Here is a 12,085-nt window from a genome sequence, read left to right on the forward strand (position 1 = left end):
TATCCATCAGCTCGTGGGCCGCGTGAGGTCGTAGACCGTCGTGCCGCCCACCGTCGTGGCCGTGTAGTGCGCCTTCACCCAGGTGGTGATCTGGGAGGCGACCGAGTCCGAGCCGCCCTGGCCGCCCTGGCCGCCCTGGCCGCCCTGGCCGCCCGGCCCGCCCATGCCCCCGCCGTCGCCGGAGCCGACGAGGTAGTGGACCTCCCCGGCCGCGACGAGCGCCTGGAACCCGGCGAGGGTCGGGGCGGCGTCGGTCCCGCTGAACCCGCCGACCGCCATGACCGCCGCGCCGGAGGAGAGCTCGAGCGACGCCGCGGTCTGGGAGCCGACCGCCGCCGCGGCCCACCGGGTGCCCGCGTCCCGCATCAGCGAGGTGAGCGCGGCCGACGTCGTGGTCGCCCCGCCGGGGCTGCCGCCCTGTCCGCCGCCCTGCCCGCCCTGGGGCGCGCCGTGGCCCCCGTCCGGACGCTGTCCCGACGGCGGGGTACCGCCGCCCGGTCCGCCGCCGGGTCCCCCCATGCCGTCCCCGGTCGAGGGGCCGGCCGAGACGATCGAGCCGGAGTGCGGCGTGGCCGCGGTGTCCGCGGCGTAAGCCACCGTGCCGCCCGCCCCGGCGAGCAGGGCGGCGAGCAGGACCACGGGCAGGGCCCGGCGGCTCCACACCCGGCGGGAGACGAGGCCGGCGAGGACCAGCACCACCACGATCGCCCCGGCGATCGCCACCACCCAGCGCAGCCAGGGGTCGAAGCCCGGGGTCCGACGCAGCAGCACGACGCTCCACCCGGTGGTCGTGGCGAGTGCGACGGCGAGGGTCAGGCGCGGGCCGGGCTCCTCGCGGCGCCGCCAGAGCAGGGCGCCACCCACCGCCAGCGTCCCGGCCAGCCCCGGGGCCATGGCCACCGCGTAGTAGGCGTGCACGGTCCCGCTCATGAAGCTGAACACCAGCGCGTGGACGACGAGCCAGCCGCCCCAGAGCAGCAGCGCCGCGCGGGCGCGGTCGGTGCGGGGTGCCCACCGCGTGAGCCACAGCCCGGCCACCAGCACGACCAGCGCCGCGGGCAGCAGCCACGAGACCTGGCCGCCGAAGGAGTCGTTGAACATGCGGGTGATGCCGGTGGAGCCGCCGAAGCCGGTGTTGCCGCTTCCGCCGGGGCCGCCACCACCGCCGGCGTTGCCCTCGCCGCCGAGGATGCGCCCGAGGCCGTTGTAGCCGAGCACGAGGTCGAGGAACGAGTTGTCGGTCGAGCCGCCGATATAGGGCCGGGAGCTCGCGGGCCACAGGTCGACGAGCAGCACGTACCAGCCGACCGGGACGAGCATCGCGACGAGGCCCGCGGCCAGGAGCAGCAGGCGCCGGCGCCAGGTCACCGCCGCCGCGAGCACGATCACCAGCACGAACGCGGGAAGCACCAGCCAGGCCTGCAGCATCTTCGTCAGGAACCCGAGGCCGAGCAGCGCGCCGGTGACCACGCTCCACCGGACGCCGGCCCGCTCCCGGGCCGCGTCGACGGCCCGGACGGCGGCGTACGCGGCCGCCGTCATGCACAGCACGAGCATCGCGTCGGGGTTGTTGAAGCGGAACATCAGGACCGCGACCGGGGTGAGCGCCAGCGCGGCCCCGGCGATCAGGCCCGCCCCGGGCCCGGCCCAGCGCCGGACGGCCCCGCGGAGCAGCGCGACGGAGGCGAGACCCATGAGCGCCTCGGGCACCAGCATCGACCAGGCGTTGAAGCCGAAGATCCGCCCGGACAGCGCCATGACCCAGAGCGAGGCGGGCGGCTTGTCGACGGTGATGAAGTTCGAGGAGTCCAGCGAGCCGAAGAGCATCGCCTCCCAGGACTGCGTGCCGGCCTGGACCGCCGCGGCGTAGAAGGTGTTGCCCGTCCCGGTCGCGCCGAGGTCGACCAGGAAGAGCAGGGCGGCGCCCACGAGCAGGGCGAGCAGGGCCGGGCGTTCCCACCACGGGGCCTGCGGCGAACCGCGCCAGAGCCGGGCGAGGGGTCGCGACGGCCGCGCGTGGCGGGCTCCCGTCCGACCGTGCGCCGCCCCCGGACGCGGACCGGGGCGCGGACCGGGGCGCGGACCGGGTCGGGGCACGGTGCGGAGGTCGGTCGAGGTCGTCATGGTGACGACTCTGCTGTCCCGCTCTGTCCGGTTCCTGGGCCGTCGTTGTGGGCCTGCTGTGAGGCCCGACCTCCGAGCGGCACCCCGGGAACGGCACGAGGGGAGCCCTCGGTCGCGGGGGTCGACCGAGGGCTCCCCTCGCGCCGGTGGGTCAGCTGCCGGTCGTGCCCGACGCCGGGGCGCCGGCCTCGCTCTTGCAGGCGGCGAGCGCCTTCTGCCAGGCGGCGGAATCGACCCCGGGCGGAGCCTGTCCGGGCTGCGGGGCCCCCGACGGCGGGGTGCCGCCGCTCGGCGGGGTGGTGCCGGCGCCGCCCGCCGCGCCAGTGGGACCCCCGGACGGCTTCTGGACCCCGTTGCGCGACATGCACTCGTCGAACGCCGTCGTGCCGGTGGCGCTCGCGCTCGCCGTCGTCGAGGACGTCGTGCCCGTGCCGGTGGTCGTCCTGGTCCCGCAGGCGCCCTGCAGGGTCAGCCCCGCCAGCGCGAGGACCGCCGTCGCGACGCGCAGGGGCCATCCTCGCCGTCGGGGTCGCAGGCGCGGTCGTGGCGGGCGCGTCCGTGGTCATCTCGTTCCTCCTCGTCCGCGCGGCGCCGTGCCGCGCGTCGGCGCCGAGGCCGGGCGCCCGCATGGGAGGGCGATGTGACCACCGTGGGCCCGCGCTGGGGCGCGGTGTGAGGTGGCTGTGGGGCGCCCGCACCGATCGACACCCGAAGCCGGTACAGGTCACGGTGACGATCGGTCGGTGAACGGGAACCATGATGAGGTGAGCGGAACCACGACGGCGCGCCGGCGTGTGCGCGCACTCGCTCGCAGCCTGCTGGTCGTGGTCTCTGCAGCGGTCCTCGCGGTCTCGGCGTTCACGTGGGTGCAAGTGCGCGTTCTGGATCGATCCACCGCCTCGGCGTCGGTGATCGGGGCCGCGGCTCCCGGCCCGACCGCCGAGCAGAACATCCTGCTGCTGGGCGTCGACAGCCGGACCGACCCGCAGGGCAACCCGTTGCCGCCCGCCGTGCTCGACGCGCTGCACGCCGGTGGCACGTCCGACGGCGGCGACACCGCCGACTCGATCATCGTGGTCCACGTGCCGGCCGGCGGGGGACGGGCGACGGCGATCTCCGTCCCGCGGGACTCCTTCGTGCAGCTCGCCGACGGCTACGGCGAGCACAAGATCAACTCGGCGTACTCCCGGGCGGTCGCGTTCACCACCGACTCGCTGACCGGCGACGGCGGGGCGTCGGGTGCGGCCACGTCGCCCTTCGCGCCCCAGGCGGCCCCGTCGGTGTCCGCGGACGACCCGGCGGTGCGCCGCGCCGCCGTCGCCGCGGGCGCCCGCGAGACGATCGACACCGTCCAGTCGCTGACCGGCCTGCAGATCACCCACTTCGCGTCGGTGAACCTCGCCGGGTTCGCCGACGTCAGCCAGGCCATCGGCGGCGTGCCCGTCTGCCTGCGTGCCCCGGTGGACGACCCGTTCTCCGGCCTGCAGCTCCCGGCCGGCCCGCAGACGGTCAGCGGGACCCAGGCCCTCGCCTTCGTGCGCCAGCGCCACGGGCTGCCCGGTGGGGACCTCGACCGCATCGCCCGCCAGCAGGTGTTCCTCGCCGGGGCCACGAGCCGGCTGCTCTCGGCGGGCATCCTCGCCAACCCGTTCACCCTCGACCGGCTCACCGGGGTCGTCGGCCGGTCGGTGACCCTCGACTCGGGGTGGGACGTCCTGTCGTTCGCGACGCAGATGCAGGGACTCTCGGCGGGCGCGGTCACGTTCCGCACGATCCCGACCGGCACCGACGAGCTCGCGACCCCCGAGGACGGTCAGGCGGTGCAGGTCGACCCGGCGCAGGTCCGCACGTTCGTCACCGACGCCATCGACCTCGACGCCGGCGTGGTGCCGCCGCCGGCGCCCGCGGCGGTGACGCCGGTCGGCACGCAGGGCGACTCGTCGGCGTCCTCGGCGTCCTCGGACTCGGCTTCGGGCTCGGACGAGACGAGCCCGCCCGCCCCGCCCGCCCCGGTCACCCCGCCGATCACGGCCGCGGCCCCGGGGTGCGTCAACTAGGTGCCGAAGGCATGTGAGTACTTGTGGTGGCCATAGCCACCACAAGTACTCACGAGGGCGGAGCCCACCCCGCGTCCCGGAGCAGCCGCCGGATCGTCGGCCCCTTCGCCTCGGCGTAGTGGTTCACGTCCGGCCACTCCCGCCCGGCGAGCGCACGCTTCGCCGCCTCGTAGTCGCGTCGCGCCTCGGGGTGGGTGCGCAGGTGGTCGCGCAGCAGCCTGTACTTCGGCACCTCGTCGTCGTCGGGGGCGTAGCAGTGCACGTTGACGCGGTGGCCGGTCGTCTCGCGCAGGGCGCGGTGGCCGGGTTCGCGGACGCGCAGCTCGTACCCGGCGGCCAGCAGGTCGGGGAGGTAGGCGGGCTCGTCGTCAGGATCGTCGATGCCCACGAGGACGTCGACGACGTCCTTCGCGGCCAGCCCCGGCACCGCGGTCGACCCGATGTGCTCGACGATCCGCGCGCGGTCGCCGAGCGCCGCCACGATGCGCTCGCGGTAGGTCGCGAACCGTGCCGGCCACCCGTCGTCGTACGCGACGACCACCGGCGTCACCGGCCGGGGCCCGTGGACGAGGACCTCGCGCAGGTGGGCGTCGAGCTCCTGGCTCACGACGACGTCCCCCGCACGCGTGGGGACGCGTGCCTCTCCCCCCAGGCCCGCAGCTCGCCGAGCACCGGCAGGAGCTCGCGGCCGGCCTCGGTGAGCAGGTACTCGTCGCGCGGCGGGTGCTCGGAGTAGCGCTGCCGCTGCACCAGACCGCCCTCCTCGAGGGAGCGCAGCCGGGCGGACAGGCTCGCCCGTGGCGCCCCGGTGTTGACCTGGATTTCGTTGAAGCGGCCCACGCCGAACCCGAGCTCGCGCAGGGCGAGCAGTGACCAACGGTCCCCGACGAGCACCAGGGCGTCGGCGATGCCGCAGACGCGCGGTCCGGTGGGTACAGCTTCTGAACTCACGGTGCTAGCCTAGCCCCACAGGCAAGTTCAAGAACTGAACTGACTACCGGAGGTCGTCATGGCAGCGGTGCTCATCACGGGCGCGTCGAAGGGGATCGGACGGGCGATCGCGCTCGAGGCGGCGACGCGCGGCCACCGCGTGGTCGCCACCGCACGCGACCCGCGCACGCTCGCCGACCTCGACGTGGCCGCCCGGCTCGCCCTCGACGTCACCGACCCGGCGAGTATCGACGCGGCGGTGGACGCGGCCGGCGAGGTCGACACCCTGGTCTCGAACGCGGGCGTCATCTTCTACGCCGCCGTCGAGGCGACACCGCCGGAGGAGCTGGCCACTCTCTTCGACCGCAACACCCTCGGCGCGCTGCGCGTCGCGCAGGCCGTGCTGCCGCAGATGCGGGCGCGCGGGCGGGGCCGGTTGCTGTTCGTGTCGAGCGTCGTGGGGCGGGTCGTGCTGCCGCCCAACGCCGCCTACGCGGCCACCAAGTGGGCCCTCGAGGGCCTCGTCGAGGCGCTCGCGATCGAGACCGCGCCGCTGGGCCTGGACGTCGCGCTGCTCGAGCCGGGCGCGGTGAGCTCGGGTGCGCTGGACGACGTCGACTGGTTCCGGCTCCCGGGCGACCCGTACGGCCACCTCGGAACGGCCCCGACCGAGCGCCGGACGCTCATCACGCCGGAGGAGGTGGCGGCCGCGACGGTCGACGCCGTCGAGGCGGACCACCTGCCGCTGCGCATCCCGGTCGGCGCGCCCGCGAAGGCGCTGCTCGCCGCCCGGCACGCCGCGCCCGACGACGTCCCGTTCGTGCCGTAGACACGCGAACGGGTGTGGTCGCCCTGGCGACCACACCCGTTCACGGGGCGTCAGCTGGAGGGCGCCCGCTCCGTCCCGAGCGTCACCGGGACCTGCCGCGGCTGCCCGCCCGCCGACTGCACCGTCAGGGTCACTTGCGCGCCGGGGTTCTCGGCGCGGACCGCGGCGACGAGCGAGTCGCCGTCGTCGATGAGCCGGTCGTCGATCTTGGTGACGACGTCGCCGGGCTTGAGTCCCGCGCTCGCCGCCGGACCGCCCGGGGTGATCGAACCGAGCGTGGCACCGGTCTCTGTCGGCGCCCCACCGGTCTGGTCCTGGGCCACGCCGACGCCGAGGACCGCCTGGTTGGCGAACCCCTGCGTCGCGAGCTGGTCGCCGATCCGCTTGGCCTGGTTGATCGGGATCGCGAATCCGAGGCCGATCGAGCCGGACTGCTGGCCGCCGCCCCCGCCGCCCGACGACGAGCCGAGCGAGGCGATCGCCGAGGTGATCCCGACGACGCGGCCGTTCATGTCGGCCAGGGCACCTCCGGAGTTGCCGGGGTTGATCGCGGCGTCGGTCTGGACGGCGTCGATCACCGTGGCCTGACCGCTCTGGGCGCCGCCGGTCGCGACCGGGCGCTGCAGCGCGGAGACGATGCCCGAGGTCACCGTGCCGGACAGGCCCAGCGGGGACCCGACGGCGACGACGCCCTGGCCGACCTGCAGCGCACCGGAGTCGCCGAGGGTCACCGGGGTCAGGTTGGAGACGCCGCTCGCGCGGACGACGGCGAGGTCGGCCGTCGCGTCGGTGCCCACGACCTGCACCGGGGCCACCTGGCCGTTCTGGAACACCGCCTGGAGCTGCGGGGCGCCCTGCTGCTGCGGCGCCTGCTGCTCGCCGCCGAGCAGGCCGCCGAGCCCGCCCTGGGACTGCTGCTGCTGCTGCGCCTGGCCGGCCTCGAGGACGTGGGCGTTGGTGAGGATCAGCCCGTCGGCGGAGATGACGATGCCGGAGCCCTCGCCGGACGCGCCGCGCAGCTGCACCACGCTCGGCAGCACCTTCTGCGCCACCGACTCGACCGAGCCGGCAGGCGCCGTCGGGCTCGACGAGGACGACGAGTCCGAGGTGCCGGCGAGCACGGAGCTGCCGCCGCCCGAGGCACCGGAGCTGGCGGCCTCGTACCCGACGACGCCCCCGACGCCGCCGGCGACCAACAGCGCGGCGAGCGCCGCCGAGACGAGCACGACGGGGCTGCGACGACGGCGTCCGCCGCCACCGCCCGAGCCGCCGGTCGGCCACTGCGAGGTGGGAGGAGGTCCCGACGGCGGGCCGGAGGACGGCTGCCCCTGGTGGGCCCAGCCGTGCTGCGGGCCGCTCACCCAGGGCGAGCCGGTCTGGCCGGTCGGCTGTTCGGTCCGCGGCATCGTGGCGGTGCCGCCGGGGGTGTCGGCCCCCGACGGGGCACGCCACGGATCGGCGGGGGTCGGTGTGGTGTGGCCGGGCGCGTCATGCTGCGGGTTCTCGTAGCGCACACCCGTGGACCCGTCGCGCGGAGCGGGGCCGGCGGAGTGGGTGGGTTCGCCGGGCGGTGCTTCCCTGGCGAACGGGTCCTGGTCGGTCATGACGGCCAGCGTGCTCCTGTCTGCTGTGGGGGCCCTGCGGCTTGTCTGCAAAGTTCCTGAGATCGGGGGTGCTCACACCTCCGGCAAAGTGGACGTCCGGGGACGACCGTGACGACGTCGGACACAGGCGACCCACAGCTCGTCTCCAGCCCGCGGACATCGTGCCTGCCGAGCCTGATGGCATGGCGTCCCCCGCCCGTTCCCCCGACGAGCCGGTCGGCGCCGACCGACGCCCGACCACCCACAGGACGATCACAGGTGCATCCCACCGTCCGTCCACGTCCGACTCCGACGGTGGAACCATGACCGCAGCGATCGCTCCCCACACCCCGGGCCCGGCCGGCGGTGCTCCGCTCCCCGGCGGCCGACCCTCCCCCCGCGCCGCCGTCGAGCCCGACGACGCCACCCCGGTGCTCGACGTCGTCGTCCCCGTCTACAACGAGGAGCGCGACCTCGGCCCCTGCGTCCAGCGGCTGCACATCTACCTGACCGAGGCGTTCCCCTACCGCTTCCGCATCACCGTCGCCGACAACGCCTCGACCGACCGCACCCTCGCGGTCGCGAAGGCCCTCGAGTCGCAGTACGACGAGGTCGCGGTGGTCCACCTCGACGAGAAGGGTCGCGGGCGTGCGCTGCGCACGGTGTGGACGGCGTCGGACGCGCCGGTGCTGGCCTACATGGACGTCGACCTCTCGACCGACCTCAACGCGCTGCTGCCGCTGGTCGCGCCGCTGATCTCGGGGCACTCCGACCTCGCGATCGGGTCCCGGCTCTCGCGGACCTCCCGGGTCGTGCGCGGCGCCAAGCGGGAGATCATCTCCCGCTGCTACAACGTCATCCTGCGCGGCACGCTGCGCGCCCGCTTCTCCGACGCGCAGTGCGGCTTCAAGGCGATCCGCGCCGACGTCGCGGAGCGCCTGCTGCCGCTGGTCGAGGACACCGCCTGGTTCTTCGACACCGAGCTGCTCGTGCTCGCGGAGCGCTCCGGGCTGCGGATCCACGAGGTGCCGGTCGACTGGGTGGACGACCCGGACTCGCGCGTCGACGTCGTCGCCACGGCGGTGGCCGACCTCCGGGGCGTCGCCCGGGTCGGCAAGGCGCTCGCGACGGGCGCGTTGCCGGTGGCCCAGCTGCGCCGCGAGCTCGGCCGCGAGGACATCGTCGGGGCGACGGGCGCGGACGAGACCGCGGGCGTCGCGCCGGGCATGACCGCGCAGATCCTGCGGTTCGCGGTCATCGGCGTGATCTCCACCGTCGCGTTCCTGCTGCTCTACTCGCTGTTCCGCTCCGCGATGCCCGCCCAGGTCTCCAACCTGCTCGCGCTGGTCATCACCGCCGTCGCGAACACCGCCGCCAACCGCCGGCTCACCTTCGGCATCCGCGGCCGCCGTCACGCCGGCCGCAGCCAGGTCGAGGGCCTCGTCGTCTTCGGGCTCGGGCTGGTGCTGACGTCGGGATCGCTCGCCCTGCTCGACGTCCTGTCACCCGGCGCGAGCCACGTCACCGAACTGGTCGTCCTGGTCATCGCCAACGCCGTCGCCACCCTGCTGCGCTTCGTCGCCTACCGCTCGTGGGTGTTCCACCCCCGCCGGCAGTCGGCCTGAGACCCTCCCGGATGCGTCGTCGCCCGCCTCCGGCCGTAGAAACCCGTCCGCACTGAGCTCTCCAGGAGCCCCGCCGCCATGAGCACGACCACGCCCGCCCACGCCTCGGCGTCCGACCCCGCCATCGAGCGGTTCGCCGTCCCCGCGAGCGCGAGCCGCCCGTCCCGGGGTCGCCGCCTGGTGCGCGGCCGCCCCGAGGACCCGGCCTGGGTGCGTCCCACCTTCTGGCTGCTCCTCGTCGCCTCCGCGGTCACCTACCTGTGGGACCTGGGCGCCGCGGGCTGGTCCAACTCCTTCTACGCGGCCGCGGTGCAGGCCGGGACGCAGTCGTGGAAGGCGTGGCTCTTCGGGGCCCTCGACGCGCCCGGCTCGATCACCGTCGACAAGCCGCCGGCCTCGCTGTGGGTCATGGCGCTGTCCGGGCGGATCTTCGGGTTCTCGCCGTGGTCGATGCTCGTCCCCGAGGCGCTGATGGGCGTCGCGAGCGTCGCCCTGGTCTACGCGCTCTGCCGGCGCTGGTCCGGTCCGCGGACCGCGCTCGCGGCCGCCTCCCTCACGGCGTTCATGCCCGCGGCCGCGCTGATGTTCAAGTTCAACAACCCCGACGCGATGCTCGTGCTCTGCATGGTGCTCGCCGCGTGGACCACCGTGCGGGCCGTCGACGCCGCCGGGACGAAGGCCGGCACGTGGTGGCTGGTGGCCGCGGGCGCGTTCGTCGGGCTCGGGTTCCTCACCAAGCAGCTGCAGGTCGCGCTCGTCGTCCCGGGCCTCGCGCTCGTGTACCTGGTGGTGGCGCCGACGGCGCTGCGGCGCCGGATCGCCGACCTCGTGGCGGCCGGGGTCGCGATCGTCGTCTCGGCCGGCTGGTACGTGCTCCTGGTCCAGCTCTGGCCCGCGTCGTCGCGGCCCTACATCGGCGGGTCGACCGACAACTCCCTGCTCGAGCTCGCCCTGGGCTACAACGGCCTGGGCCGCATCCTCGGCGGAGGGGGCAACGGCGGCGGTGGTGGCCGGCCCCGCGGGGTCACGGGCGATGCGCCCGCCGGCGCGATGCCGGGCGGCGGGATGCCGGGCGGGGCCGGTGGACCGGGCGGGCCGGGTGGACCCGGTGGACCGGGTGGGCCCGGCGGGGGCGGTTTCGGGGGTACGCCCAGCCCCTGGCGCATGCTCACCTCGGAGTTCGCGGGCAACGCGTCGTGGCTGCTGCCCGCCGGGGTCCTCGTGCTGATCGCCGGGCTGTGGTTCGCGCGGAAGGCGCCCCGCACCGACCGGCCGCGGGCGCTGCTCCTGCTCGGCGGCGCGTGGATGCTCGTCCACGCGATCGTCTTCTCCGCGATGAGCGGCACGATCCACCCGTACTACACCGTCGCGATGGTCCCCGGGGTCGCGATCACCGCCGCGGCAGGCGCCTCGATCCTCTGGCGCGAGCGCGCCCGGCTCGCGGCGCGGGTCGTGCTCGCGGTGGCCGTCGTCGGCACGGCCGCCTGGAGCGCCGTCGTGCTGACCCAGGCCGACTGGGGGCTGTGGCTGCGCTGGGTCGTCCTCGTGGCCGGTGCGCTCGGCGCCGCCGGACTCCTCGTGCCGCGGCTGCTCGCCCGGCGCGCCCTCACCGTCGTCGTCGCCGTCCTCGCGCTGGTCGGCACCGTCGGCGCGTCCACGGCCTACGCGGCGGTGACCGCCGCGACCCCGCACTCCGGGTCGATCGTCTCCGCCGGCCCGGACACCGGTACGGGTGGGCCGGGCATGGGCGGCGGTCAGCGCGCGCAGGGTGCCGGCGCCCGCGACGGCCGGGCCGACCGTGCGCGGGGGATGGGCGGTCCCGGCGAGGAGCAGGCCTCGCCGCAGCTGGTCGCGCTCCTGCAGGGCGCGGGCACCCGGTGGGCCGCCGCGACGACGGGCGCCATGAACCAGGCCGGTCTCCAGCTCGCCTCGGGCGCCCCGGTGATGCCGATCGGCGGCTTCATGGGCGGCGACCCGGCGCCGACGCCGGCGCAGTTCCAGGCCGACGTCGCCACCGGCCAGATCCACTACTTCATCGAGGGCGGCGGGCCCGGCGGCGGGATGGGGGGCCCGGGCGGTGCCGCTCCGGGCGGCGAGGGTGCCGGCGCCCCGGGCGGCGGCGCGGGCGGGCCGATGAGCCGCGGCAGGTCGGGCGAGATCATGTCCTGGGTGAGCGGCCACTTCACGAAGATCGAGGTCGGTGGGCGCACCGTCTACGACCTGAGCCGGCCGCTGTCCTGAGCGCGGTGCCCGCCGACGCGGCGGTGTCCTTCCCCGGACACCGCCGCGTCGGCGATCGTGCGTCCAGCCGGGATGCACAGACGGCGCTCAGGGAGCGTCCAGGCTCCCGCGGCACCATCGAGGACATGAGGTTCTCGTTGCACTCGGGGCGGCACGCCGTCCCGCCGGTCTCCCGTCCGGGCACGCCCCGTCCCGGGAGCCGGGAGCAGCCGAGCACCCCCGTGCCCGCCCGGCACGCGCCGGTCGACCACCCGAGCGGCCCGTGGCCGACGCCGCCGGTCGGCGACCCGGGGACCGATCGTCCCGAGGACGAGCGTCTCGACGACGACGCCCCCGCGACGGTGGAGGTGGTCGCGTCCCGCTCCACGGCCCGGCTCCTGGGCGCCGTGGCGCCCCGGACCTGGCGGATCGTCGGCACCGACCGGCCCTCGTACCACCCGTGCGTCGACTTCGTCGTGCTCCTCGCCCCCGACCCGGCGTCCGTGGCCGACATCGTCGAGCGCCAGCCCGGCGCGGAGATCGTCGTGCTCCTCCCCCGCAACGCCCCGACCGGGCAGCTCGTCGCGATGCTCGACGCGGGCGTCTCGATCTGCCTGCGCGAGAGCCCCGCCCGCCTCGTCGCCGGCCACATGCTGGCCCGGCGACGCCGTGGCGGGCACCGCCGGCGGACTCGCGTGGAGGACTGACCAACCGGTT

Annotated in this window: 10 protein-coding genes; 5 read left to right on the forward strand and 5 right to left on the reverse strand. The window is 75.6% G+C overall.

Features of this window, described 5'->3' with window-relative positions; translation table 11 throughout:
* Positions 1-6 precede the first annotated feature (6 nt).
* Positions 7-2,124, reverse strand: a complete 2,118-nt coding sequence (locus VGH76_RS13475) for an ArnT family glycosyltransferase (protein WP_331557192.1) — start codon at positions 2,122-2,124, stop codon at positions 7-9.
* Between the two features lie 151 nt (positions 2,125-2,275).
* Positions 2,276-2,488 (reverse strand): hypothetical protein, encoded by a 213-nt coding sequence (locus tag VGH76_RS13480; protein WP_331557193.1) that lies wholly within the window; start codon positions 2,486-2,488, stop codon positions 2,276-2,278.
* Between the two features lie 460 nt (positions 2,489-2,948).
* Between VGH76_RS13480 and VGH76_RS13485 the strand changes: the two genes are divergently transcribed.
* Entirely contained in the window at positions 2,949-4,181 is a 1,233-nt protein-coding gene (locus VGH76_RS13485) for an LCP family protein (RefSeq protein WP_331557194.1), read from the forward strand.
* Between the two features lie 49 nt (positions 4,182-4,230).
* Here the strand turns inward: VGH76_RS13485 and VGH76_RS13490 are convergent, their stop codons facing one another.
* Positions 4,231-4,788 (reverse strand): GrpB family protein, encoded by a 558-nt coding sequence (locus tag VGH76_RS13490; RefSeq protein ID WP_331557195.1) that lies wholly within the window; start codon positions 4,786-4,788, stop codon positions 4,231-4,233.
* Positions 4,785-5,132 carry a helix-turn-helix domain-containing protein gene (locus VGH76_RS13495; protein WP_331557196.1) on the reverse strand — a complete coding sequence of 116 codons (348 nt, stop codon included), beginning with the start codon at positions 5,130-5,132 and terminating at the stop codon, positions 4,785-4,787. Before VGH76_RS13495 ends, VGH76_RS13490 begins: the two co-directional genes overlap by 4 nt.
* 58 nt (positions 5,133-5,190) lie before the next feature.
* Here VGH76_RS13495 and VGH76_RS13500 point away from each other — a divergent pair, with 58 nt between their 5' ends.
* Positions 5,191-5,940, forward strand: a complete 750-nt coding sequence (locus VGH76_RS13500; protein WP_331557197.1) for an SDR family oxidoreductase — start codon at positions 5,191-5,193, stop codon at positions 5,938-5,940.
* Positions 5,941-5,990: 50 nt separating this feature from the next.
* On the opposite strand, the gene VGH76_RS13505 is transcribed toward VGH76_RS13500, so the two are convergent.
* Complete coding sequence (locus VGH76_RS13505; protein WP_331557198.1) at positions 5,991-7,544, reverse strand: S1C family serine protease; 1,554 nt, start codon at positions 7,542-7,544, stop codon at positions 5,991-5,993.
* Between the two features lie 302 nt (positions 7,545-7,846).
* On the opposite strand from VGH76_RS13505, the gene VGH76_RS13510 reads away from it, so the two are divergent.
* From VGH76_RS13510 to VGH76_RS13520, 3 genes are all read left to right on the forward strand, one after another.
* Entirely contained in the window at positions 7,847-9,148 is a 1,302-nt protein-coding gene (locus tag VGH76_RS13510) for a bifunctional glycosyltransferase family 2/GtrA family protein (RefSeq protein WP_331557199.1), read from the forward strand.
* Positions 9,149-9,226: 78 nt separating this feature from the next.
* Positions 9,227-11,389, forward strand: a complete 2,163-nt coding sequence (locus VGH76_RS13515; RefSeq protein ID WP_331557200.1) for a glycosyltransferase family 39 protein — start codon at positions 9,227-9,229, stop codon at positions 11,387-11,389.
* A 125-nt stretch (positions 11,390-11,514) separates the two neighbouring features.
* Complete coding sequence (locus tag VGH76_RS13520) at positions 11,515-12,075, forward strand: hypothetical protein (protein ID WP_331557201.1); 561 nt, start codon at positions 11,515-11,517, stop codon at positions 12,073-12,075.
* Positions 12,076-12,085 lie beyond the last annotated feature (10 nt).

The organism is Actinomycetospora sp. (assembly GCF_036497585.1).
Lineage (GTDB): Bacteria > Actinomycetota > Actinomycetes > Mycobacteriales > Pseudonocardiaceae > Actinomycetospora.